Below are 22,691 nucleotides of genomic sequence, written 5' to 3' on the forward strand. Positions count from 1 at the left end.
GCCCGGTCCCATTCCGAACCCGGAAGCTAAGCCTGCCAGCGCCGATGGTACTGCACTCGCGAGGGTGTGGGAGAGTAGGTCACCGCCGAACACAATTTGATAGACAGCGGGAGGGACACCACGTCCCTCCCGCTGTTTCTATTTGTCATGAATGTCTATCTGTAAACCCGAACCCGAGCCGGCACCCCGGCGGACGTAAGGTGAACGACGTGAACGAACCCCGGTCAGACAGCGCAGACCAGTCGCCCAGCCGCGGTGACCGCGACGTACCCCGTCGTGGTGACCGGGCCGAGACCTCCGGTCGACGGGACAACAGCTCCTACGGTGAACGTCGCGGCAATCGGTACGACGGCACCGACCGCGGCGCCGGCGATGGCGGAGCGCGTCGCGGCCGGCCGTCGGACGGTGAACATTCCGGCTCACGCGCCAGCGATGATCACCGGGGCGGCGGCGACCGTCGTGCCGCGGGCGCCCGCCGGGAGGACGGTCCTCGTCGTGACGGGGGCGGCCCCCGTCGTGCTTCCCGGCCGAACGACCACCGGGGCGGGTCGCGGACGCGGAGTGGCGGCGTCCGCTCCGAGGGCGACCGTCGGCACGCCGGAGACCGGCGCGAGGGTTCTGATCGCCGATATGGTTCGGATCGCTCCGGGGCGGGGCGTCCCGGCCAAGATGCACGGGCCGCGGCCCGAGCTGACGAGCCTGCGCTTCCCGAGGACATCGAGGCCGCGGATCTGGACATGGAGATCCGACGGGATCTCCGAAGCCTGGACAAGGCCAATGCCGAGATCGTGGCGAAGCATCTCGTCGCGGCGATGTTCTTCGTCGACGAGGACCCCACGCTGGCTCTGGCCCACGGTCGAGCTGCCAAGAACCGTGCCGGCCGCATCGGCGTCGTGCGGGAGACGCTGGGCGTACTGGCGTATCGCGCTGCGGAGTGGGCTGAGGCTCTCGGGGAGCTGCGTGCCGCTCGACGAATCTCGGGCGGCCCCGGACTGCTGGCCATGATGGCGGACTGCGAACGTGGTCTCGAGCGACCTCAGCGGGCTATCGAGATCGCCCGCGGTGAGGAGTCGCGCATGCTCGAGGGCGAGGATCTCGTGGAGCTCCGCATCGTGGAGGCCGGGGCCCGCGTGGACATGGAGCAGCTCGATGCGGCCCTGGTGACGCTGCAGGACGCCGGAGTGTCGGCGGAGGCGCAGGGTGAGTCCGCCGCGCGTCTCGACTACGCCTACGCCGAGGTGCTGCTCGCCGCGGGTCGCAAGTCCGAGGCCGCGGAGTGGTTCGGGTACGCGGTGGCGGCGGACCCGGAGCAGAACACCGACGCCGAGGCGCGACTCGCAGAGCTGGGGGACTGATTCGGCGGTGAGTACGTCCAGCCTGTCCAGACTTCACGATGCTCTTCTCGTCGACCTCGACGGCACCCTGTTCCGGGGGAGTGAGCCCATTCCGGGTGTGGCGGAAGGTCTCGAGCAGTCCGGCATTCCCGTCGTCTACGTGACGAACAACGCGAGCCGCGCCCCGGCGGATACTGCCGCTCACCTGCGGGACCTCGGCTTCGCGGCCGGGGCGGACGAGGTCATGACCAGCGCGCAGGCCGCGGTCGTCATGGTCGCGGCTCAGGTGCCTGCCGGTTCCAAGGTGCTCGTCGTGGGCCACGACAGCTTCCGGGACCTCGCGCGACAGGCGGGTTTCGAGGTGGTCCTGTCTGCGGATGACAATCCCGACGCCGTGCTTCAGGGACTTTCCAGGGAACTGACCTGGGGTGAGCTCGCCGAAGGCTGCCTCGCGATCCGCACGGGGGTCCCGTGGGTGGCCTCCAATACCGATGCGACCCTGCCGACCGAACGGGGACTGTTGCCGGGTAACGGTTCGCTCGTCGCCGCGATGGAGACGGCGACCGACCGCAAGCCTCTGGTGGCGGGTAAGCCCGCGGCCGGGGTGCTCCGCGCCGCCGCCGACCTAGCCGGCTCGACGCGTCCGCTTGTCATCGGTGACCGTCTCGACACCGATATCGAAGGTGCCGTCGCAGCGGGTATGCCGTCGCTGATGGTCCTGACCGGAGTCCACGGTGCCACGGACCTGCTGTCGGCGCCGCCGGCTCGTCGGGCTACCCATCTCGCCCGGGATCTGACCGCGGTGAACGTGGAGGGCGAGGACTTCCTGATCGCCTCCGCAGCCGAGATCGGCGTGTCCGCCCGGGATGGGGTCCTCCATGTGGACTCGGTGCCCGATCACCTCGGGGATGTGCCGCTCGCCCGTTCCGTGATCCGGATGGCCTGGGCGCAGGATGTCGACCGTGTGGACGGCGATACCCCGGGCATCACGTCCCGGTTGACGGATGCGGGTTTCGTCGTCGGCTAGCGTGGAGTCGTGAGCTCTCCCGCACCGCACCCTCGACCCGGGCCCTCGGGGCCCGACATCGACGCGCTCCGCGTGGCATTCGACGACCTCCTCGTTGAGTCCGCAGGGCTGGCCGGCCAGAGCGGCGGTGAGGAGATCGGCGCCGTTCGAGACGACCAGGTGGCGGCACTCGATGCGGCGCACGAGTTGCTGTCCGACGCGCTCTCGGCACTGGACTCCCAACGCTGATGGCCGCACGCCGTATGCGACTCGACGCCGAGTTGGTCCGCCGAAAGATGTGCGACAGCCGGGAACGGGCAAGGGATCTGATCGCCGCCGGCCGGGTGATCGTCAATGGTGTGGCGGCGAGCAAGCCGGCGACCCAGGTGGAGCCCACCACCTCCATCGCGCTGACCGCCTCCGACGAACCCGACTGGGCCTCGCGCGGCGCCCACAAACTGCTCGGCGCCCTAGACGCCTTCGACGTCGTCGTCGACGGGGCCCGCTGCCTGGATGCGGGAGCGTCGACCGGTGGGTTCACCGACGTGTTGCTCAGTCGTGGGGCCGGCCGTGTCGAGGCCGTGGACGTCGGGTACGGCCAGTTGGTGTGGAGACTGAGGAGCGACGAGCGCGTCGGTGTCCACGACAAGACAAACGTTCGATCGCTCACCCCCGAGGACATCGGGGGACAGGTCGACCTCGTGGTCTCGGATCTCTCGTTCATCTCTCTGGCGCTGGTCCTGCCGGCGTTGGCCCGCTGCGTGCGCCCGGAAGGAGTCCTGCTGCCCATGGTCAAGCCCCAGTTCGAGGTAGGACGCGACAGGGTCGGGCAGGGAGGAGTCGTCCGCGATCCGGCGCTGCGGATCGAGGCGGTGACCGAGGTCGCCAGAGTCGCTGCGGAGAACGGGCTCGAGGCGATGGACTGCGTTGCGAGTCCCCTGCCCGGCCCGTCGGGCAACGTCGAGTACTTCCTGCACTTGCGTAAGGTCGACGCCGGACAGACCGTGGAATGTGGTGACTCCGCGGTGGCCGCGATCCGTAAGGCTGTAGAGGAGGGGCCCAGATGAGCACATCGGAGCCGTCAGGCCAGGGTCGTCGGATCCTGCTCGAGCCAAACTTCGGCCGCCCGGACATCGTGGCGACCGTGGCGCAGGTCGTCGAGGCGTGTGCGGGACACGGGATCGCCGTGCGGATGCTGGAGGACACCAGTGCTCATGTGGCCACCGGTATCGGCGTGGAGACGGTTCCGGACACGCCGGACGCTGCGGACGGGTGTGAACTCGTCCTGGTGCTCGGGGGTGACGGGACCTTCCTCCGGGCCTGCCAGTACGCCAACGCGGCAGACGTGCCGGTGCTCGGGGTGAACCTCGGGCACATCGGCTTCCTCGCCGAGTCAGAGGTCGAATCCCTCAGCGGTGTGGTCGAGCAGATCGCCGCCCGCGACTACCGGGTGGTCGAGCGGATGACCGTGGAGGCGACCGTTATCCACGGCGACGAGGTACTCGGTCGGGACTGGGCGCTCAACGAGGTCAGCATCGAGAAGACCTCCCGTCAGGGGGTGCTCGAGGCATCGGTGGAGATCGACGGCCGGCCGGTGAGCGACTACGGATGCGACGGCATGCTCGTCTCCACGCCGACCGGCTCCACGGCGTACGCGTTCTCCGCCGGCGGTCCCATCGTGTGGCCCGAACTCGACGCGATCCTCGTCGTCCCGAACAATGCCCACGCGCTGTTCGCCCGCCCGATGGTGGTCGCTCCCACCTCGCGGGTCGCGGTCGAGACCGGCGTGCGGTCCGGTTCTTCGGCGGTGGTGCTCGACGGGCGCCGGACGATCGACGCGCCGGCGGGTAGCCGGGTCGAGGTAATCCGAGGTCGGCGGCCGGTCAAGTGGGTCCGACTGGACGACTCACCGTTCACCGACCGGCTGGTGACGAAGTTCGAGCTTCCCGTCACAGGGTGGCGCGGGCGGTCAGGTGTCCGTCCCCTCGCCTAGGGTGGGTGCGTGCTCACGGAACTCCGGATTAGCGGCCTCGGCGTCATCGACGAGGCCGTCGCCGACTTCTCGCCCGGCCTGTCGGTTCTCACCGGGGAGACCGGGGCGGGAAAGACGATGGTGGTCACGGGCCTGAGGCTGCTGGCTGGCGGCCGCGCCGACCCCGGCCGCGTACGCCGTGGTGCGGACAAGGCGCTCGTTGAAGGCCGGTTCGACCTCACGGCGGCTTCCACGATGGACGAATCCGATCGGCGGGAACTCGACGGACTGCTCGAGGACTCGGATGCCGAGTTCGATGAGGACGGCAGCGTCATCGCCGTGCGGCGCGTAGGTGCTGACGGTCGCTCGCGCGCCCGGCTCGGGGGCCGATCGGTTCCCGCCGGGACCCTGGGACGCTTCTGTGCCCCGCTGCTCGCGGTTCACGGACAGAATGACCAGCTTCGCCTGCTGCGGGCGGATCATCAGCGTGATGCCGTCGACACCCATGGCGGGGACGCGGCCAGGGCTGCCCTCGAGGCCTATCGCGAGACCTTCCGCCGCTGGCGCCGGGCCGAGGCGTCGCTGGCCGAACGCACGGGCAGAGCCCGCGAGCTCGCGCGCGAGGCGGATCTGTTGCGGATGGGGCTCGAGGAGATCGACGCGTTGGCCCCGCAGTCGGGCGAGGGCGCCGAACTCGACGCGCTCATCCGTCGGCTCACCGATTCGGAGGAATTGCGGGAGATCGCCGGCCGGGCACACGAGGCCCTCGCCGGCGACGGCGAGACCGCGGAGCCGATGGTCGGGGTCCTCGATCAGCTCCGTCAGCGGCTGTCGGGCGCTGACGACCCGGCGCTTGATCCCATCGCCACCAGCATCGGCCAGGCCGTGGCGGCCCTCGGCGACGCAGCCACCGAACTCGGCCTCTACCTCGCTGAACTCCCGGTCGATGCGGCGGATCTCGACTCGGCGCTCGAGCGCCGGCACGATCTGCGGGCATTGACCCGCAAGTACGGCACCGATGTCGACGACGTGATGGACTGGGCCGAGAAGGCCAGGGTCCGGTTGGCCGAGGTCGACACCTCGGACTCCGCGGTCGCCGAGCTCGAGGCCACCGTCGCGCGGCTGGCCGCCGAGCTGGCCGACCGGGGCGCAGCGCTGACGGACGTGCGGCGTGCAGCGGGCGCGGACCTCGCGGACCGCGTCTCCGCCGAACTGGCGGACCTGTCGATGGGCGGAGCGCGGCTCACGGTCCGGGTCACCCCTTCAGGGGACGGCCTGGAAGGGGCGACCGAGTCCGGTCTCGACGATGTCGTCCTCGAGCTGGACGGCCCCTCGGGCGCGGTGCCGCTGGGCAAGGGGGCGTCCGGAGGCGAACTCTCTCGCGTCATGCTCGCCCTCGAGGTGGTGCTCGCCGAGCGCTCCGGGGGAGGGACCCTGGTGTTCGACGAGGTCGACGCGGGGGTCGGCGGACGAGCGGCGCTGAGTATCGGTAAGCGTCTGGCCAGGCTCGCCCGAACCCATCAGGTCATCGCTGTCACGCACCTCGCACAGGTGGCCGCCTACGCGGACACCCACCTGGTCGTGCACAAAGACTCCGACGCGGACGCGGGCGACACCGTGGTCTCGGGCGTCCGTGCGGTCGCCGATACCGACCGGGTCACCGAGCTGGCACGGATGCTGGCCGGCATGGAGGACACGGACACCGGGCTCGCCCACGCCCGCGAGCTGCTGGAGACCGCCCAGAACCAGAAGTCTCAAGCTCTGGTCGACCGTTAAGCCGACACGCCGGGTCGACCTCCCTGTTCACAGGAATCACACGCGTGATACTCGTGCACATGAAGATGTCGGGTCTGCTCAACCGTCGTTCCAATGATCTCGCCGGTGTCGTCGGTGCTGTCCGCCAGGTCCCCGCGGGGGCACCGGCTCCGAAGAGGCTCGGCGGCAAGGACGTCGTCGTGCTGGACCTCAACCGCACGTCCGCTGCGACCGCCCGGGCGCTGGTCGACGCCGAGGTGGCCGCGGTCGTCCACGTCGCTCGTCCGGGAGAGGAGATGTTGCCGCGCGCGGCATTCCGCATCCTCGCCGGATCCACGGTGCCGGTGATCGAGGACGCGGACCTGTCCGAGGTGGCGGACGGCACCCGTGTCCGCATCGACGAGGGCGTGGTCTACGCGGTCAAGACCGACGAGGAACTGGCCACCGGACGCGAGGCCGGCTCGACCGATCTGCTCGCCGAGGTCGACGCGGCAGAGAGCTCCTACGTCGAATCCGCGCTGGCTCACCTGGCCAATTCCACCGAGTTCCTGAGCATCGAGCACCAGCTCCTCCTGGACGGGGAGGGGCTACCGGAGATCGACGTGGACTTCGTCGACCGTCACGTGGTGGTGGTGACCGGCTCGGAGGCCTCGAAGGATCAATTGGCGGACCTCAAACCGTTCATCCGCGAGTACCGGCCCGTCCTGGTGGGTGTCGACGGCGGCGCCGAGTTGCTGCGCGCAGCGAAGCTGACCGCCGATCTCGTCGTCGCCACCCCCACCGCGGTCTCCGACGAGGTTCTCACCGACGGCGCCGTCCTCGTGGTGCCCGCGGATCGCGACGGTCGCGCGGAGGGCCTGGAGCGCATCTCCGAGCTGGGGATCGGTGCGACGACCTTTCCCGCCGCGGCGACCGCCCGCGACATGGCGCTGCTGCTCGCCTACCACGGCGGCGCCGAGATGATCGTCGCCACCGGCGAGGCCCGGGGGCTCGAGAACGCCTTCGGCGCGTCGTCGTCCCCGTCGTCGACCATGGTGGACACCACCGTGGCGTCCCGCCTTGTCCATGCCGAGGCCTGCGCGACCCTCTACCGCTCGCGTGGTGCCGGGATCGGCCTGGCGCTGGTCGTGCTGGCCGCTCTCGTCGCCGTCGCGGTGGTGGTGCTCATGCGCGATTCCGCGCAGGACCTGCTCGTCTGGGCTGTCGAGAGCTGGAACTCCTTCGCGCTGTGGGTCCAGGGGCTCATCCGGTGATCTCCCTGCGTCGCCACGTCCTCACCCTGGTCGCGGTCTTTCTCGCGCTCGCGGTGGGGGTGGTACTCGGATCGACGTCCGTGGCGACGTCCATCCGGGACGCGGTGGTCGACAAGGAGGAGACGACCGCCGGGCAGCTCGAGGCCGCCCAGCGGGAACTGGACCAGAGCCGACTGGCGAACGATCGACTCGGCGCCCTGGCCGGCGATCTCACCCCCGCTGTGGTCGACGGTCGACTCGCGGACCGGCCTGTGCTCGTCGTGGTGGCCCCCGGTGCTTCGGCCGAGGACGTCGACGCGGTCACCGAGGCGATCTCCCTGGCGGGTGGGATAGATGCCGGCCGGATCCGACTGACGGACCGGGCTGTCGACCCGGAGGCCGACTCCGAGTTGGCGGCCCTCGTGGCCAATCTCCCCATCGGGGACGCACCCGCCGGGGACGCCGACATGGGAGCCCAACTGGGTACGGCTCTCGGGCGGGCCGGCCTTCTGCGCGGCGAGGACGCCGAGCCGCACCTCGACGACGAGGACCGGGCGACAGTGCTCACCACGTTGGCCGACGCGGAGATGATCGCCTACGAGCCGGGGACCATCCGTCCCGGCCAGCTGGCCGTGCTCGTGACAGGGCCCGGGGGCGACGAGGCGGCTGCTGTGCGGACCGCCTCCCTGGCCCGGACGCTCGACAGCGAGGGCGCAGGCGTGGTCGTGGCGAGCGCGATCGGTGCCGGGGCGGGTCAGGACGCCGTCCTGGTACTCCGGTCCTCGGGGCAGGAGGACGCGTCGACCGTGGACAACGCGGGTACCGCGGCCGGGCGCCTGGCCACGGTCCTGGCGCTGGCGGAACAGCTCGAGCGCGGGCAGGGTGACTATGGCCTGCGACACGATGCGACCGCTGCGGCGCCGTCGCTCCCCCCGACGCAGACTCGGTGATAGCCTGAAGCCCCGTGGGGTGCACCGGAGCCGCACCAGCTTTCATCCATTCCGGAGTCTTGACACGGGAGTCCCCTTGGCACTGAACCGAGCCGGATCGCGGTCCGCGACCAAGCATATTTTCGTCACCGGTGGCGTGGCGTCGTCGCTGGGCAAGGGGCTCACCGCCTCGAGTCTGGGGCAGTTGCTCACCGCCCGCGGGCTCCGGGTGACCATGCAGAAGCTCGACCCGTACATCAATGTCGATCCCGGTACGATGAACCCGTTCCAGCATGGTGAGGTGTTCGTCACCGAGGACGGCGCGGAGGCGGACCTCGACCTCGGACACTACGAGCGGTTCCTCGATCGGGATCTGAGCGCCAATGCCAACGTGACCACCGGTCAGGTGTACTCGGCGGTCATCGCCAAGGAGCGTCGCGGCGAGTATCTCGGCGACACCGTGCAGGTGATCCCGCACATCACGGATGCCATCAAGGAGCGCATCATCGCGATGGGCGCCCCCGACGCCGAGGGCCGGACCCCGGACGTGGTGATCACCGAGGTCGGTGGGACCGTCGGCGACATCGAGTCGCAGCCGTTCCTCGAGGCATGCCGGCAGGTGCGCCACTCGGTCGGCCGCGAGAACATCTTCTTCCTCCACGTCTCCCTGGTGCCGTACCTCGCGCCGTCCGGTGAGCTCAAGACCAAGCCCACCCAGCACTCGGTGGCAGCCTTGCGCTCGATCGGCATCGTGCCGGACGGGCTGGTGCTGCGATGCGATCGTGACGTCCCCGACGCGCTCAAAGCCAAGATCGCGCTCATGTGCGACGTCGACCTGGAGGGTGTGGTCTCCACCCCTGACGCGCCGAGCATCTACGACATCCCCAAGGTGCTGTTCTCCGAGCACCTGGACACCCACGTGATCCGCAAGCTCAACCTGCCGTTCCGCGACGTGGACTGGACCGTCTGGGGCGACCTGCTCGCGCGCGTGCACGAGCCGCGCGAAGAGGTCGAGATCGCTCTTGTCGGCAAGTACATCGACCTGCCGGATGCCTACCTCTCGGTCACCGAGGCCCTGCGTGCGGGTGGCTTCGCCCACCACGCCCGGGTCAACATCCGGTGGGTCGAGTCCGACGTCTGCGCGACCGAGGCGGGCGCGCGGGAGGCACTGCGGGGCGTCGACGGCATGCTGATCCCCGGCGGGTTCGGTATCCGTGGCATCGAGGGCAAGCTCGGCGCCATCTCGTGGTCGCGCAAGAACCGCATCCCGTTGCTCGGGCTGTGCCTGGGCCTGCAGTGCTCGGTCATCGAGGCCGCCCGCTCGGTCGGGCTCGAAGATGCCTCGTCCACCGAGTTCGAGCCGGACACCCAGCACCCGGTGATCTCGACGATGGCCGATCAGGTCGACGCGGTGTCCGGCAACGCGGACCTGGGCGGCACGATGCGACTGGGCGCCTACCCGGCCGTTCTCGGCAAGGGCTCCCTCGTGGCGGAGGCCTACGGTGCCACGGAGATCTCCGAGCGCCACCGTCACCGCTTCGAGGTCAACAACGCCTACCGCGACAAGGTCTCCGAGTCGGGTCTGCAGTTCTCCGGCACGTCCCCGGACGGCCACCTGGTCGAGTTCGTCGAGTACCCGCGTGACCAGCACCCGTTCTTCGTGGCCACGCAGGCCCACCCGGAGTACAAGTCCCGGCCCACCCGTCCGCACCCGCTGTTCGCGGCGTTCATCAAGGCTGCGTTGGACTACGAGAACGAGATGCGTCTGCCCGTCGAGCCGTGGCGCGAGGGTCAGCAGGGCGAGACCGCCGTGGCGGACGACGACGGCTGAGCCATGTCGGATCCAGGTACTCCCGGTTCGCATGACTACCGGACTGTGGCGAGTCGCGAGATCTTCGACGGCCGCGTCGTCCGCCTGCGCGTCGACACCCTGACCATGCCGGGCGGGGGCACCGCGGACCGGGAGATCTGTGGCCATGACGACGCGGTGGCCGTAGTCGCGCTGGACTCCGAGGGGCGGATCGTCCTGGTCCGCCAGTACCGCCACGCCGTGGGAGAACGCCTGTGGGAGCTGCCCGCAGGCCTGTGCGATGTCGAGGGCGAGCCGCCGGTGGAGACCGCGCGGCGCGAACTCGTCGAGGAGGCCGGGGTCGAGGCCGACGACTGGCGGTCGGTCGTGGAAATCGTCCCGTCCCCGGGTTTCAGCACCGAACGTGTCCACGTCTACCTGGCCACCGGCCTACGTGACGTCGGTCGGCCGGAGGCCCGGCACGAGGAGGCGGACATGGAGGTCACGCGCATGCCGCTGGCAGACGCCGTCGACGCGGTCCTGGACGGTCGGATCGTCAACGGCATCGCCGTGGCGGGCATCCTCGCGGCCCGGACGCTGCTCGACCGGGCCTGACGGCTCGTCAGAGCATGGTCGAGACGGTGACCGTGGAGTCGCAGATCCGCGGGTATCTCGATCACCTCGTCGTCGAACGGGGGGCCTCGACCCACACCCTCGCCGCCTATAGGCGCGACCTCGACCGGTACCGGCGGCACCTCGACGCGGCGGGGGTGACGGACCTCGGGGCGGTGAGCGAGTCCCACGTCGAGGACTTCCGCACCGCCCTGTCCACCGCGGACCCCGAGGCCGGCCGTCGAGCACTCGCGCCCAGCTCGGTCGCGCGGGCACTCGCGGCGGTGAGGGGCCTGCACCGTTTCTCGACACGGGACGGGGCGACCCCCGTCGACGCGGCTGCGGCGGTCACACCCCCCAGCCCGCCCCGCAGGCTCCCCAAGGCCGTACCGGTGGACCGGATGATCGCGATGATCGAGGCCGCCGGCGGGACGGAGACCGATACCGAGCCCGCCCGCCTTCGTGACCGCGCCATGCTCGAGTTGCTCTACGCCTCCGGGGCACGCGCCGCCGAGCTGATCGGACTGGACGTCGATGACCTCGACGGACTCGACCGGCCCGAGGGGGGTGCGGTGATCCTGCGCGGAAAAGGCGGTAAGGAACGCATCGTGCCCCTGGGGCGGCCGGCGTGCGAGGCGGTGAACGCCTACCTCGTGCGGGCCAGGCCCGCACTGGCGGTGAAGGGCGGAGCCGCCCTGTTCCTCAACACCCGCGGCGGCCGTCTCTCCCGACAGACACTGTGGAACGTCGTGTCCGCTGCGGCGCGACGCGCGGGCTTGGCAACCGATGTCTCGCCGCACTCTTTCCGGCACTCGTTCGCCACCCATCTTCTCGACGGCGGCGCGGACATCCGGGTGGTCCAGGAGCTCCTCGGACACTCGTCGGTCACCACGACCCAGGTGTACACGCTCGTCACCGTCGACACGCTGCGCGAGGTCTGGGCCGAGTGTCACCCGCGGGCACGGTAACGTGGCCGGGGATACGGCCCGGGTGCGGGTGAGGGCGACGAGAGGAGACGCGGGTGGCGCAGAACACTGGGGCGATGGACCCCGCACTGTTCTCCCGCGCGGAACTGTTGGGAGCCGACGACCCGGCAGCAGGTGAGGGTTTCTCCGCGATCCCCGACCCCGAGCCGCTCACCACGCACGGCCCGGCGATCGTCCTGTCGATGTGCAACCAGAAGGGCGGCGTCGGCAAGACCACCAGCACCATCAACCTCGCGGCCGCGCTCGCCGAGTACGGGCGTCGGGTGCTCGTGGTGGACCTCGACCCGCAGGGCGCGCTCTCCGCGGGGCTGGGGATCCGGCACCACGAACTCGAGTTGACCGTCTACAACCTGCTGGTCGACCACAGCGTCTCCACGGAGGAGGTGCTGGTGCGCACTCGGGTCGAGGGCGTGGACCTCATCCCGGCCAACATCGACCTGTCGGCGGCCGAGATCCAGCTGGTCAACGAGGTCGGGCGCGAGCAGGCCTTGGGTCGGGCGCTGTACCCGGTGCTGGACCGCTACGACTATGTGCTGGTCGACTGCCAGCCCTCGCTCGGACTGCTCACGGTCAACGCGCTGGCCTGCTCCGACGGCGTGCTCATCCCCATGGAGTGCGAGTACTTCTCGCTGCGTGGTCTGGCACTGCTCACCGACACGATCGACAAGGTGCGCGATCGGATCAACCCGCGCCTGCACCTGACGGGCATCCTCATCACCATGTTCGACCGCCGCACCGTCCACGCGCGCGATGTGCTGGGTCGGGTGGTCGAGGTGTTCGGCGACAAGGTCTTCGACACCCTGGTCACCCGGACCGTCCGGTTCCCGGAGACGACCGTGGCCGGCGAGCCCATCACGACGTGGGCGCCGCGTTCGGGCGGCGCCCAAGCGTACCGGGCGCTGGCCCGCGAGGTCATCCAGCGCGGTAGATGAGCGGCCCGGTGTCCGACGTACAGGCCCCTCAGGGGGAGGGGACACCGACGGTCGACGAGGCGATCGCTCCGGAGGAGGCGGTCGCCCGCGCTTTCACCGTTCACCTGACCAACTTCACGGGCCCGTTCGACCTGCTCCTCAAGCTGATCGATTCCCGCCGCCTCGACGTGACCGAGGTGGCGCTCCACGCCGTCACCGACGAGTTCATCGCCCACACGCGGCAGCTGGGGGCGGAGGCCGGACTCGAGGAGGTCACCGAGTTCCTCGTGGTGGCCGCGACGCTGCTCGATCTCAAGACCGCGCGCCTGGTGCCCTCGGGTGAGGTCCAGGACCCGGAGGACCTGGCACTACTGCAGGCCCGCGATCTGTTGTTCGCCCGGCTACTGCAGTTCCGGGCGTTCCGGCGGGTCGCCGAACTGTTCGCCGAACTCGATCGCACCGCGCGCCGCGCGTACCCGCGGACCGCGGGCCCGGACGAGGAGTTCCTGGGCCTGCTGCCTGAGGTCGAGCTGGGGGTGGATGCAACCCAGCTCGCCACCATCGCTGCGGTGGCGTTTCGGCCGCGCCCGGTCGACGAGGTGGGTGTGGCGCACGTCCATGCGCCCGCAGTGTCGGTGCCGGAACAGGCGGGCCGGGTCCTGGAACTGTTGCGGTTCCGGGGGCACGGGGAGTGGGTGGACTTCCGTGAACTCGTCTCCGGGTGTGAGGAATCCCTCGTCGTCGTCGCACGCTTTCTGGCGCTGTTGGAGTTGTACAGGGCGCGCGCGGTCGCGCTCGCCCAGGACGAGGCGCTGGGCGACCTCCTGGTGAGTTGGACGGGCGAGGAGGCCGACGAGGTGACGCGGGGAAGGGACGAGTGGACGTGAGTGACGACGACGACAACGCCGGAGCCCCCGGCACGGACACGGGCCTGGCGGCGGACCCGGATCCCGATGCTCCGCCCCTGCGCGCTCGACTGGAGGCGCTGCTGCTGGTGGTGGACCAACCCACGCCGGAGTCGGCACTGGCCTCGGCCGCCGGTGCATCGGTCGGTGAGGTGGACGCCGCCCTGCGGGCCTGGCGCGATGAACTGACGGCGACGGGCAGCGGGATGGATCTGCGACGCACGGGCGAGGGGTGGCGCCTCTACACCCGTCGCGAGCTCGCCCCGTATGTAGAGCGGCTCCTGACGGACGGCACGCGGTCCACGCTCACCCGCGCGGCGCTCGAGACCCTCGCGGTGATCGCCTACCGCCAGCCGGTCACGCGTTCACGCATCGCGGCGGTGCGCGGCGTCAACGTCGACGGCGTGATGCGGACCCTCGTCGCGCGCGGATTGGCCGTGGAATGCGGCACTGACGCCGATACCGGGGGCATCCTGTATAGGACCACGGAGCTATTTCTGGAAAGATTGGGCCTCGTGTCGCTCGATGAGCTTCCGGACATCGCCCCGTTGCTACCGGACGTCGACCTGGTCGATGAGATGAGTGACGATCCCGCGGAGGATCCGCGGATCCCCGTGGGGCGGCGCCGGACGTCGGCGACCGCACCCGAAACCGAACCCGACCACGAAGAGATGTGACATCCCCATGACTGAATCCGCTGGCCGAGAAGGCGCACCGGTCCGGCTCCAGAAGATCCTCGCCCAGGCAGGTGTGGCCTCCAGGCGCGCCTCCGAGGACCTGATCGCGAGGGGAAGGGTCGAGGTCAACGGCCGGGTCGTCCGCGAGATGGGCATCAAGGTCGATCCCGCGACCGCGGTGATCCGCGTGGACGGCACGAGGATCGTCCTCGACGACACCCTGGTCCACCTCGCCCTGAACAAGCCGCGCGGCTACCACACCACGATGTCCGACGAGCGGGGACGGCCCTGCGTGGGCGACCTGGTCGCGGACCGCATCGACGCGGGGCAGCGACTGTTCCACGTGGGTCGGCTCGACGCCGACACCGAGGGCCTGCTCCTGGTCACCAACGACGGAGAGCTGGCGCACCGGCTCATGCACCCGTCGTACGAGGTGTCCAAGACCTACATGGCGACCGTGACCGGTGTCGTGGGCAGGGGAGTGGGTAAGCAGCTGCGGGACGGTGTCGAGCTGGAGGACGGCCCGGCGAAGGTCGACCAGTTCTCACTACTCGACGTCCACGACGGCAAATCGCTCGTCAAGGTGGTCCTGCACGAGGGACGCAAGCACATCGTCCGCCGGATCCTCGCCGAAGTGGGGCACCCGGTCGAGGCGCTGGTGCGGACCCGGTTCGGCGCGGTGGCGCTCGGTGACCAGCGCGCGGGGAGCTTTCGCAAGCTCAACCGTAAAGAGGTCTCCGACCTGTACGCGGCGGTGGGGCTGTGAGCGCGTCACGTCCGAGCCGCCGTATCGCGATCGACGGGCCCGCCGGAACGGGCAAGTCCACGCTCGCACGTACCCTCGCCGGGCGTGTCGGTGGTGCCTATCTCGATACCGGCGCGATGTACCGGGTGGCGACCCTGCACGTGCTCCGTGAGGGGATCGACCCCGAGGACGGCGAGGCGGTGAGCGCCGCGACCGCGGATCTCCCGCTGGAGATCGGTACCGACGCCGGGGCCGAGCGGATCCTGCTGGATTCCGAGGACGTGAGCGAGGAGATCCGGACTGCCCCCGTCACCGCGAACGTCTCCGCGGTGTCCGCAGTCGCGCAGGTGCGGGAGAATCTCGTGAGGTTGCAGCGCCGTCTCGCGGCCGGCGGCGGCACCGTGGTCCTCGAGGGCCGGGACATCGGGACTGTGGTCCTGCCCGACGCGGAGGTGAAGGTGTACCTCACCGCCAGCCCCGAGGTGCGGGCCCGGCGGCGTACCGATCAGGACCGGGCCGCAGGACGCGCGGCCGAGTACGACGAGGTGCTCGCCGCGGTCATCGAGCGCGACCGCAAGGACTCCACGCGCGCGGCGAGCCCGCTTCGGCCGGCGGCCGACGCCGTGGTGATCGACACCTCAGACCTCACCCTCGAGGAGGTGCTCGACCGCCTGGTCGCGCTCGCCGAGGGAACCGAGGCGTCGCAGGGCGCCACCGTAGAAGGGAACGCACAGTGACCGGCACCGAGGATTTCGACCTGCCCACCGGCCCGGCCGAGGAGACCGTCGAAGACGGCTGGAGCGACGAGACCGACTGGGAGTCGATCGCGGCCGAGTACGCGGACCAGATCGGGACGGAGGCCGAAGGCGTCGAGATCCTACCGACCGTCGCGATCGTCGGCCGGCCCAACGTCGGAAAGTCCACCCTGGTGAACCGGATCATCGGACGGCGTGAGGCGGTCGTCGAGGACGTCCCCGGCGTGACCCGGGACCGCGTGTCCTATGAGGCGCTGTGGAACGGCCGGGCGTTCATGGTGCAGGACACCGGCGGCTGGGAGCAGGACGCCAAGGGGATGCACCGGTCGATCGCCCAGCAGGCGGAGATCGCGATGGGGACCGCCGACCTCATCGTGTTGGTGTGCGACGGCACCGTGGGGATCACCTCTGGGGACGAGACCGTCGCCAAGTCGTTGCGCCGGTCCGACACCCCCGTGATCCTCGCGGTGAACAAGGTCGACAGTGAGAAGGCGGAGCTCGAGTCCGCCGAGTTCTGGGCGCTGGGCCTGGACCAGCCGTATGCACTCTCGGCCGCGCACGGACGGGGCACGGGCGACCTCCTGGACGCGATCATGAGCGGGTTGCCGTCCAAGGCGACGATGCGGGAGGTGACCGACGTCCCCCGACGCGTCGCGCTGGTGGGCAAGCCCAACGTGGGCAAGTCCAGTCTTCTCAACAAGCTCACCGGCGAGGACCGCTCGGTGGTCGACAACGTCGCCGGCACGACGGTGGACCCGGTGGATTCGCTGGTCGACCTCGGTGGCCGGACCTGGCGATTCGTGGATACCGCGGGCCTGCGCCGAAAAGTCAATCAGGCCTACGGGCACGAGTACTACGCGTCCCTGCGGACCCGCGGCGCGATCGAGGCGGCCGAGGTGGTCGTGTTGCTCCTCGACGCCTCCGAGCCGATCACCGAGCAGGACCTGCGGGTCATCTCGATGGTCGCCGACGCCGGGCGCGCATTGGTGATCGCGTTCAACAAGTGGGACCTCGTCGACGAGGACCGGCGTTACGACCTCGACCGGGAGATCGACCGCGAGCTGTCCAAGGTTCTGACGTGGGCGCATCGCGTCAACATCTCCGCCCAGACGGGACGGTCACTGGCCAAGTTGGTCCCCGCGATGGAGACGGCCCTGGAGTCGTGGGACAAGCGGATCCCGACCGGACCGCTCAACACGTGGATGAACGAGGTCGTGGCGGCCACGCCACCCCCGATGCGGGGTGGGCGTCTGCCCAGGATCAGGTTCTGCACCCAGGCGACCACCCGGCCGCCCACGTTCGTGTTCTTCTCGACCGGGTTCCTCGAGGCGAATTACCGCCGATTCCTCGAGCGACGGCTGCGGGAGACCTTCGGGTTCGACGGTTCCCCGGTGCGCGTCAATGTGCGGGTCAAGGAACGCCGACAGCGGAAGTGACCCCGATTTCCAGTTGCGACCGGGGGTGCGATACTCTGTTGCAGTCGCCGCGGTGAGAGCCGCGGGAGACGGGCTGTGGCGCAGCTTGGTAGCGCACTTGACTGGGGGTCAAGGGGTCGCAGGTTCAAATCCTGTCAGCCCGACACTAAAGCCCTGGTGGGAATTCCCGCCAGGGCTTTTTGTCATTCCTGCGCGTGAGGCGAATTCTGGGGACGTTGCAACACCTGAGTGCATTTGAGATGTTGCGTTGTGGCTGTTGAGGGCTCTTCTTGGGAGTGTCCGTCGGCGCATTCGCGCACTTGGCCGGTGGCGGCGGCGTAGCGGCATTCGACCGGTGATGAGCGTGCCGCGATCAGGGCTGCTTTGGCGTCGGGAATGGAATCGATGGATGTTGCTCGCGCGGTCGGTGCCAGTTCGTCGTTGGAGTATCGGGCCGGGATGGCTGCCGGGCTGTGAGTACGCCACCCAGAGGGATGACTCGTACGTCCATGGCCGAGCGGTGCGGGTACCACTTGTTGCGGGCTCGAGCGATGGATCGTCGCGGAGCTGCCGTGCCGGTTGAACCGACCTCGGCGTCTTCGGCCCTGTGGATCTCGAGCACGTAGCCCAGGAGCACAACGGCCGACCCTGCACGACCCTGAACCTAGACACACCCGCCGGGCGGATGCGAGACCTTACAGCCTCAGTTTAGGGATCATCGCGCTGCGACGATCTATAGAACCCACGTGACCGTTGTGTCCCGGGTGCAGATGGAACCCGATCCGCGCCACAGGATCTCGAGGTGGCGTGGTCGGCCAGCAGAGGTGTGAGCGGCGCCCAAGTCTGCAAGTACCGATACGTCTGTGCGCTCATCAGGGATGGCTTATATTTCTGGGGTACCGTTAGGCCAGCTGGGAGGCAAGAGGGCCGGAGGGTCATTGAGGTTTGCCGGAAAGCGACCGACCATCCGTTCACGTCGTCCGCCCTGCTATCCGATAGCCGAGAGAAGTGAGGACCCACGTGTCAGAGACGTACCGCGACGCCGCTTCGCAGTCAGCCGCTACGCAGCTGGAGATCAACCCGGTGTTCGCACGTCCGGGTGAGGCGACTTCCCTGCCCAAGTTCAAGATGCCCGAGGACATGATGTCCGGTGAGACGGCCTATCAGATCGTCCACGATGAGGCCATGCTCGACGGGAACTCGCGATTGAATCTCGCGACGTTCGTCTCCACCTGGATGGATGAGAACGCGCAGAAGATCTATGCCGAGACCGCCGACAAGAACATGATCGACAAGGACGAGTACCCGGCCACGGCGGCCATCGAGGATCGTTGCTGGCGAATTCTCGCCGACCTGTGGAACGTCCCGGACACCGAGGACACCATCGGAACCTCCACTGTCGGGTCCTCCGAGGCCTGCATGCTGGGCGGGCTCGCGCTCAAGCGCCTGTGGCAGGAGAAGCGCAAGGCAGAGGGTAAATCCACCGAGAAGCCCAACCTCATCCTGTCGGCCGGCGTCCAGGTCGTCTGGGAGAAGTTCTGCAACTACTGGGACGTCGAGGCCCGCTACGTGCCGGTCACCGAGGAGCACCTCGTGCTCGACGGCTTCGAGCTGGAGAAGTACGTCGACGAGAACACCATCGGTGTGGTTGCCATCCTCGGCCAGACCTACACCGGTCTTTACGAGCCGGTGAAGGAGATCGCCGCAAAGCTGGACGAGATCCAGGCCTCGACCGGTCTCGATGTGAAGATCCACGTCGATGGTGCCTCGGGAGCGATGGTCGCCCCGTTCTGCCAGCCGGAGCTGGAGTGGGACTTCAAGATCGACCGCGTCAACTCGATCAGCACCTCGGGCCACAAGTACGGTCTGGTCTACCCCGGCGTCGGCTGGGTTGTGTGGCGGAACAAGGCCGTCTGCCCGGAGAGTCTGATCTTCCACGTGAGCTACCTGGGTGGCGACATGCCCACCCTGGCACTGAACTTCTCGCGTCCGGGTGCGCAGGTGCTCTTGCAGTACTACCAGTTCCTGCGTCTGGGCCGTGAGGGCTACCGGGCGGTCCAGCAGGGATCGATCGACGTCGCGACCTACCTGTCCTCCGAGATCGGGAAGATGGGTCAGTTCACCCTCGTCAGTCGAGGTGACACGATCCCCGTCTTCGCGTGGAAGCTCAACCCGGGTGACCGGAACTGGGACCTGTACGACCTCGCCGATCGTCTGCGGATGCGCGGGTGGCAGGTGCCCGCTTACCCGATGCCCGACAACCTCTCCGACATGGTCGTCCAGCGCATCGTCGTCCGCCTCGGCCTGAGCCGGGACCTCGCAGGCCTGCTGCTCGACGCCATCAAGGAAGAGGTCGATTTCCTGGAGAACCTCGATGCGCCGATCCCACGCGAGCGTCCCCGGACCAACTTCACGCACTGACGTGAGCCGGGGCCGAGCCCGTTGCGCCCGGCCTGGGCGCGACGGACGCGCCCTCAGCGGATGAACCGCCCGGGCCGGAGGTTTCCGGCCCGGGCGGACTTCCGTCTCCGACCCCCTGCACTCTTCTGACCCGCTGGATGGTGGACATTTCCATGACCCGTTCCCGAGCTGGCTCTGCCGCCGGCCGAGCGCTCCCGATCCTGGTTCCGACGCTGACCAAGCAGTCCTGGTCCTTCATGATCGGATCAACGTTGTTCGCGGTGGGCGCGGCAGTGGCGATCTGGGATCTCGGCTCGTCGAACCTGACCAACATGCTCTGCTTCATCGGAGCGTGGTTCTTCACCGCCGCAGGACTCATGCAGACGATCCTCAGCGGGCCGGCCACGACCGAAGTCGACTACGGGCGGGGGAGGATGTTCCGGGCAGTCTGGCTGGCCGCAGCCATCCAGAGCGTCGGCACGATCCTCTTCAATGTGAGCACCAGTGCGGCTCTGAGTGCACAGACCGTGCAGGCTGATGAGCGACTGGTGTGGAATCCGGACGCCGGCGGTTCTGTCGCCTTCGTCATCAGCGCCGCGTTTGTTTACGTCGCCTACTATCGCGAGCGGTCCACCCTGTGGGAACCGGGCCAGTCCGGGTGGTGGTCCGCGCACATCAACATGGTCGGCTGTATCGCTTTCGGCGTCTCCGCGGTAGGTGCGTTCGTCCTCTCGAACGGCTCGCTCGAGAACGCGACGGTGGCCAATTGGGGCACCTTTATCGGTGCAATCTGCTTCTTCTCCGCCTCGGCTATCGCGCTACCCCAGCTCAGCTGGAACCATCGGGAATCCGAAGCCGCGCCAGCGGCATCCTGACCCGCGCGCCCACAGTTTTTCAGACAAGATCCATGAGAAAGGACGTGCCTCTCACATGTGCACGCGAGTTTTGTGGCCAGATGCCAACGGGGCGGTCATCGTCGGCAGGAATATGGATTTCCACATGGACCTGCTGACCAACCTCTGGAAGGTCCCGCGAGGGGTCGAGCGGAATGACGGTGTGCAGGGGAACCTCACGTGGACCGCGAAGTACGGCAGTCTCGTGGCCACCGCCTTTGATCTCATCGCCACTGACGGAATGAACGAGGAAGGGTTCGCAGGCCACATCCTGTGGCTGACGGAGTCCGACTATGGAAAGCCCGAGCCGACGTCAACGCAGCTCAGCCAGTCGGTCTGGCTGCAGTACTACCTGGACAACTTCGCGACGGTCGCCGAAGCGGTGGAGTGGACCCGGTCCACCGAGGTCGGGATCGCCCAGCTCTTCGACCCCACGGGACACCTCGTCCCCACGCTGCACCTGGCGATCAACGACGCGACCGGCGACTCCGCCATCATCGAATACGTCGATGGCACGCCCACCATTTACCACAGTCGTGACCACAAGGTTATGACCAATTCTCCGACGTTCGACAAGCAGCTTGAGCTCGTAAAGCAGATCCGGGGACTCGGGGGAGACGCACCGCTCCCCGGCTCGACGTTGGCGAGCGACCGTTTCGCGCGGGCGTCGTTCTACGTCGAGAACCAGGTCCAGCCCGAGACCCAGCTCGACGCGATCGCCGCGATGTTCAGCATCATCCGCAACGCAGCCCAGCCTTTCCGCACCCCGGAGCCGGGTAAGCCGGATGCCTCTCAGACGATCTGGCAGGTGGTGCTTGATCTGACCAACAAGCGCTATGTCTTCGAGTCGACGACCCGCCCCAACATCGTCTGGGTGGATCTCGCGGACATGGACTTCGGCGAGGGCTCCGGCAGTAGCCGGCTCGACCTCGTGGGACGGATGGCCCTGGAGGGCGGACTCGCGGGAAACGTGTCCGAGGAGTTCCACGAAGTGGACGACTTCACCTCTGAGGTGCTCGCCACCGGCGTCCGGGCTCTTGAGTACATAGCCCGGAAGCAGGACGAGTTCGCCGTGCTGGCAGCCTCCGTGCAGAACCTGGTCGGCACCCGGAAATGATGCAGCTGGGACGCAGGGGCGCCGGCCATTGCGTGCCGGCGCCCCTGGGTCGTCTCCGCGGTGACGTCGGAATTCGGTAGCAGCGCGAAACGGTGACGGCCCCGGCAGCAGAGCGCGAAACCACGGGTGACGAGGAGATTCCGATGACGACGAAACTGACGATCGGCACGGTCGCCGGTGAACCCGGGGCTGACGCGGTGCTGGATGCGAGACGCTTCAACCGCCACACCTTCTGGTGTGGTCAGAGTGGTAGCGGAAAAACCTACGCGCTGGGCGTCGTGCTCGAGCAGTTGTTGCTCGAGACGGACCTGCCCATGGTGATCTTCGACCCCAACGCCGACTATGTCCGGCTGTCCGAACCGAGGGTAGACGCAGACCCTGCTGACGCCTCCCGATTGACGGATCGCGATATCAGGGTCTTCCGCTCATCCTCGGGGGTAGGGGAGCCGCTGAGGGTCCGCTACCTCGACCTGTCGTCGTCATCCAAGGCGGCGCTGCTCCAGCTCGATCCGATCGCCGATGCAGAGGAGTACAACGTCCTGTTGCGTGCCGACGTGCGCCGCGACGCGTTCGACGAGGACACGGTGGTCGAACGGCTGCGGACGTCGTCCGACCCCGGTGAGGTGCGGCTGTCGTATCGGATGGAGAACCTCGAGGTGCTCGAGTGGAGCCTGTGGTCACGCGGTTCCGGTTCTGTCATCGACGAGATCGACCGGCGTCCGCGGGCGACGGTGATGGACCTGGGCGGGTTCCCCCACCCCTCGGAGTCGAAGGTCGCGGCGTTGGCGGTACTGGAGCACTTGTGGGAGCGACGGGAGGAGCGGCGACCGCTCCTCATCGTGATCGACGAGGCGCACAACGTGTGTTCACCCGCGCCCGAGACCGACGTCGAGCGTGCCCTGACCCGGCAGCTGATCCAGATCGCCGCGGAGGGACGGAAGTTCGGCCTCTGGCTCCTGTTGTCGACCCAGCGTCCGGGCAAAATCCACCCCAATGTGCTGTCCCAGTGCGACAACCTGGGTCTCATGCGGATCAACTCGCCGCGAGACCTGACGGAGCTGGCCGAGGTGTTCGGCTTCGTCGGAGACGATCTGATCCAGCAGGCGAGCGGTTTCCCACAGGGGCAGGCTCTGTTCGCCGGGGGCTTCATCTCCGCGCCGAGCGTCATCCAGATGGGTCGTCGTCTGACAGAGGAAGCCGGAGGTGATGTGATGGTGCCGATTCCCGGGATGGAAGGGGAACAGGCGTGACTCGTCCT

General features: G+C 68.6%; 20 protein-coding genes, 1 tRNA gene, 1 rRNA gene and 2 pseudogenes. All 24 read left to right on the forward strand.

What is annotated here, in order from left to right; genetic code table 11:
• Positions 1–91, forward strand: a 5S ribosomal RNA gene (gene rrf, locus ACWIFB_RS09670); the annotation flags it as partial.
• Between the two features lie 646 nt (positions 92–737).
• Positions 738–1,355, forward strand: coding sequence for a hypothetical protein (locus ACWIFB_RS09675; RefSeq protein ID WP_454058139.1), 618 nt, complete (start codon positions 738–740; stop codon positions 1,353–1,355).
• Positions 1,356–1,362: 7 nt separating this feature from the next.
• Positions 1,363–2,361, forward strand: coding sequence for an HAD-IIA family hydrolase (locus ACWIFB_RS09680; RefSeq protein ID WP_454058140.1), 999 nt, complete (start codon positions 1,363–1,365; stop codon positions 2,359–2,361).
• Between the two features lie 9 nt (positions 2,362–2,370).
• Positions 2,371–2,589, forward strand: coding sequence for a hypothetical protein (locus ACWIFB_RS09685; RefSeq protein ID WP_452098747.1), 219 nt, complete (start codon positions 2,371–2,373; stop codon positions 2,587–2,589).
• On the forward strand, positions 2,589–3,407 hold the full coding sequence (locus ACWIFB_RS09690) for a TlyA family RNA methyltransferase (RefSeq protein ID WP_452098749.1): 819 nt from the start codon (positions 2,589–2,591) through the stop codon (positions 3,405–3,407). Before ACWIFB_RS09685 ends, ACWIFB_RS09690 begins: the two co-directional genes overlap by 1 nt.
• A complete protein-coding gene (locus ACWIFB_RS09695) occupies positions 3,404–4,333 on the forward strand; it encodes an NAD kinase (RefSeq protein WP_452098750.1) in 930 nt (309 codons plus the stop codon). Before ACWIFB_RS09690 ends, ACWIFB_RS09695 begins: the two co-directional genes overlap by 4 nt.
• A gap of 9 nt (positions 4,334–4,342) precedes the next feature.
• On the forward strand, positions 4,343–6,088 hold the full coding sequence (gene recN, locus ACWIFB_RS09700) for a DNA repair protein RecN (protein WP_454058141.1): 1,746 nt from the start codon (positions 4,343–4,345) through the stop codon (positions 6,086–6,088).
• Positions 6,089–6,147: 59 nt separating this feature from the next.
• Positions 6,148–7,320, forward strand: a complete 1,173-nt coding sequence (steA, locus tag ACWIFB_RS09705; RefSeq protein WP_452098752.1) for a putative cytokinetic ring protein SteA — start codon at positions 6,148–6,150, stop codon at positions 7,318–7,320.
• The gene (locus tag ACWIFB_RS09710; protein ID WP_452098753.1) at positions 7,317–8,249 is read left to right on the forward strand and encodes a copper transporter; all 933 of its coding nucleotides are present in this window, start codon (positions 7,317–7,319) and stop codon (positions 8,247–8,249) included. The genes steA and ACWIFB_RS09710 overlap by 4 nt, the downstream gene beginning before the upstream one ends.
• Positions 8,250–8,325: 76 nt before the next feature.
• A complete protein-coding gene (locus ACWIFB_RS09715) occupies positions 8,326–10,059 on the forward strand; it encodes a CTP synthase (protein WP_454058142.1) in 1,734 nt (577 codons plus the stop codon).
• A gap of 3 nt (positions 10,060–10,062) precedes the next feature.
• Positions 10,063–10,632 (forward strand): NUDIX domain-containing protein, encoded by a 570-nt coding sequence (locus ACWIFB_RS09720; protein WP_454058143.1) that lies wholly within the window; start codon positions 10,063–10,065, stop codon positions 10,630–10,632.
• A 14-nt stretch (positions 10,633–10,646) separates the two neighbouring features.
• Positions 10,647–11,597 (forward strand): site-specific tyrosine recombinase XerD, encoded by a 951-nt coding sequence (locus ACWIFB_RS09725; protein WP_452098757.1) that lies wholly within the window; start codon positions 10,647–10,649, stop codon positions 11,595–11,597.
• A 74-nt stretch (positions 11,598–11,671) separates the two neighbouring features.
• On the forward strand, positions 11,672–12,547 hold the full coding sequence (locus ACWIFB_RS09730) for a ParA family protein (RefSeq protein ID WP_452099053.1): 876 nt from the start codon (positions 11,672–11,674) through the stop codon (positions 12,545–12,547).
• Complete coding sequence (locus ACWIFB_RS09735) at positions 12,544–13,413, forward strand: segregation and condensation protein A (RefSeq protein ID WP_454058144.1); 870 nt, start codon at positions 12,544–12,546, stop codon at positions 13,411–13,413. Before ACWIFB_RS09730 ends, ACWIFB_RS09735 begins: the two co-directional genes overlap by 4 nt.
• The gene (gene scpB / locus ACWIFB_RS09740; protein ID WP_452098759.1) at positions 13,404–14,108 is read left to right on the forward strand and encodes an SMC-Scp complex subunit ScpB; all 705 of its coding nucleotides are present in this window, start codon (positions 13,404–13,406) and stop codon (positions 14,106–14,108) included. Before ACWIFB_RS09735 ends, scpB begins: the two co-directional genes overlap by 10 nt.
• Positions 14,109–14,136: 28 nt before the next feature.
• Positions 14,137–14,874 (forward strand): annotated as a pseudogene (locus ACWIFB_RS09745) (pseudouridine synthase); the annotation flags it as partial.
• Complete coding sequence (gene cmk, locus ACWIFB_RS09750) at positions 14,871–15,590, forward strand: (d)CMP kinase (RefSeq protein WP_452098760.1); 720 nt, start codon at positions 14,871–14,873, stop codon at positions 15,588–15,590. The pseudogene ACWIFB_RS09745 and the gene cmk, both read left to right, overlap by 4 nt.
• A complete protein-coding gene (gene der, locus ACWIFB_RS09755) occupies positions 15,587–17,044 on the forward strand; it encodes a ribosome biogenesis GTPase Der (protein ID WP_452098761.1) in 1,458 nt (485 codons plus the stop codon). The genes cmk and der overlap by 4 nt, the downstream gene beginning before the upstream one ends.
• Positions 17,045–17,113: 69 nt before the next feature.
• Positions 17,114–17,187, forward strand: a tRNA-Pro gene (locus ACWIFB_RS09760).
• A 419-nt stretch (positions 17,188–17,606) separates the two neighbouring features.
• Positions 17,607–17,735, forward strand: a pseudogene (locus ACWIFB_RS09765) (IS30 family transposase); the annotation flags it as partial.
• A gap of 356 nt (positions 17,736–18,091) precedes the next feature.
• Entirely contained in the window at positions 18,092–19,444 is a 1,353-nt protein-coding gene (locus ACWIFB_RS09770) for a glutamate decarboxylase (RefSeq protein WP_344994970.1), read from the forward strand.
• A gap of 152 nt (positions 19,445–19,596) precedes the next feature.
• Positions 19,597–20,298 (forward strand): hypothetical protein, encoded by a 702-nt coding sequence (locus ACWIFB_RS09775; protein ID WP_452098762.1) that lies wholly within the window; start codon positions 19,597–19,599, stop codon positions 20,296–20,298.
• 55 nt (positions 20,299–20,353) lie between these two features.
• Positions 20,354–21,433, forward strand: coding sequence for a linear amide C-N hydrolase (locus ACWIFB_RS09780; RefSeq protein WP_452098763.1), 1,080 nt, complete (start codon positions 20,354–20,356; stop codon positions 21,431–21,433).
• A 143-nt stretch (positions 21,434–21,576) separates the two neighbouring features.
• Positions 21,577–22,683: an ATP-binding protein gene (locus tag ACWIFB_RS09785; protein WP_452098764.1), complete on the forward strand. Its 1,107-nt coding sequence runs from the start codon at positions 21,577–21,579 to the stop codon at positions 22,681–22,683.
• Positions 22,684–22,691 lie beyond the last annotated feature (8 nt).

This window comes from Dietzia sp. NPDC055340, assembly GCF_053645335.1.

What these genes read in the sequence shown, in the direction of transcription:
- ACWIFB_RS09675 (WP_454058139.1), top strand. Translation starts at nt 738, where the DNA reads ATGGAGATCCGACGGGATCTCCGAAGCCTGGACAAGGCCAATGCCGAG.
- ACWIFB_RS09735 (WP_454058144.1), top strand. Translation starts at nt 12,544, where the DNA reads ATGAGCGGCCCGGTGTCCGACGTACAGGCCCCTCAGGGGGAGGGGACA.
- ACWIFB_RS09775 (WP_452098762.1), top strand. Translation starts at nt 19,597, where the DNA reads ATGACCCGTTCCCGAGCTGGCTCTGCCGCCGGCCGAGCGCTCCCGATC.
- ACWIFB_RS09695 (WP_452098750.1), top strand. Translation starts at nt 3,404, where the DNA reads ATGAGCACATCGGAGCCGTCAGGCCAGGGTCGTCGGATCCTGCTCGAG.
- ACWIFB_RS09780 (WP_452098763.1), top strand. Translation starts at nt 20,354, where the DNA reads ATGTGCACGCGAGTTTTGTGGCCAGATGCCAACGGGGCGGTCATCGTC.
- ACWIFB_RS09725 (WP_452098757.1), top strand. Translation starts at nt 10,647, where the DNA reads ATGGTCGAGACGGTGACCGTGGAGTCGCAGATCCGCGGGTATCTCGAT.
- steA (WP_452098752.1), top strand. Translation starts at nt 6,148, where the DNA reads ATGAAGATGTCGGGTCTGCTCAACCGTCGTTCCAATGATCTCGCCGGT.
- ACWIFB_RS09785 (WP_452098764.1), top strand. Translation starts at nt 21,577, where the DNA reads ATGACGACGAAACTGACGATCGGCACGGTCGCCGGTGAACCCGGGGCT.
- ACWIFB_RS09730 (WP_452099053.1), top strand. Translation starts at nt 11,672, where the DNA reads ATGGACCCCGCACTGTTCTCCCGCGCGGAACTGTTGGGAGCCGACGAC.
- ACWIFB_RS09690 (WP_452098749.1), top strand. Translation starts at nt 2,589, where the DNA reads ATGGCCGCACGCCGTATGCGACTCGACGCCGAGTTGGTCCGCCGAAAG.
- ACWIFB_RS09720 (WP_454058143.1), top strand. Translation starts at nt 10,063, where the DNA reads ATGTCGGATCCAGGTACTCCCGGTTCGCATGACTACCGGACTGTGGCG.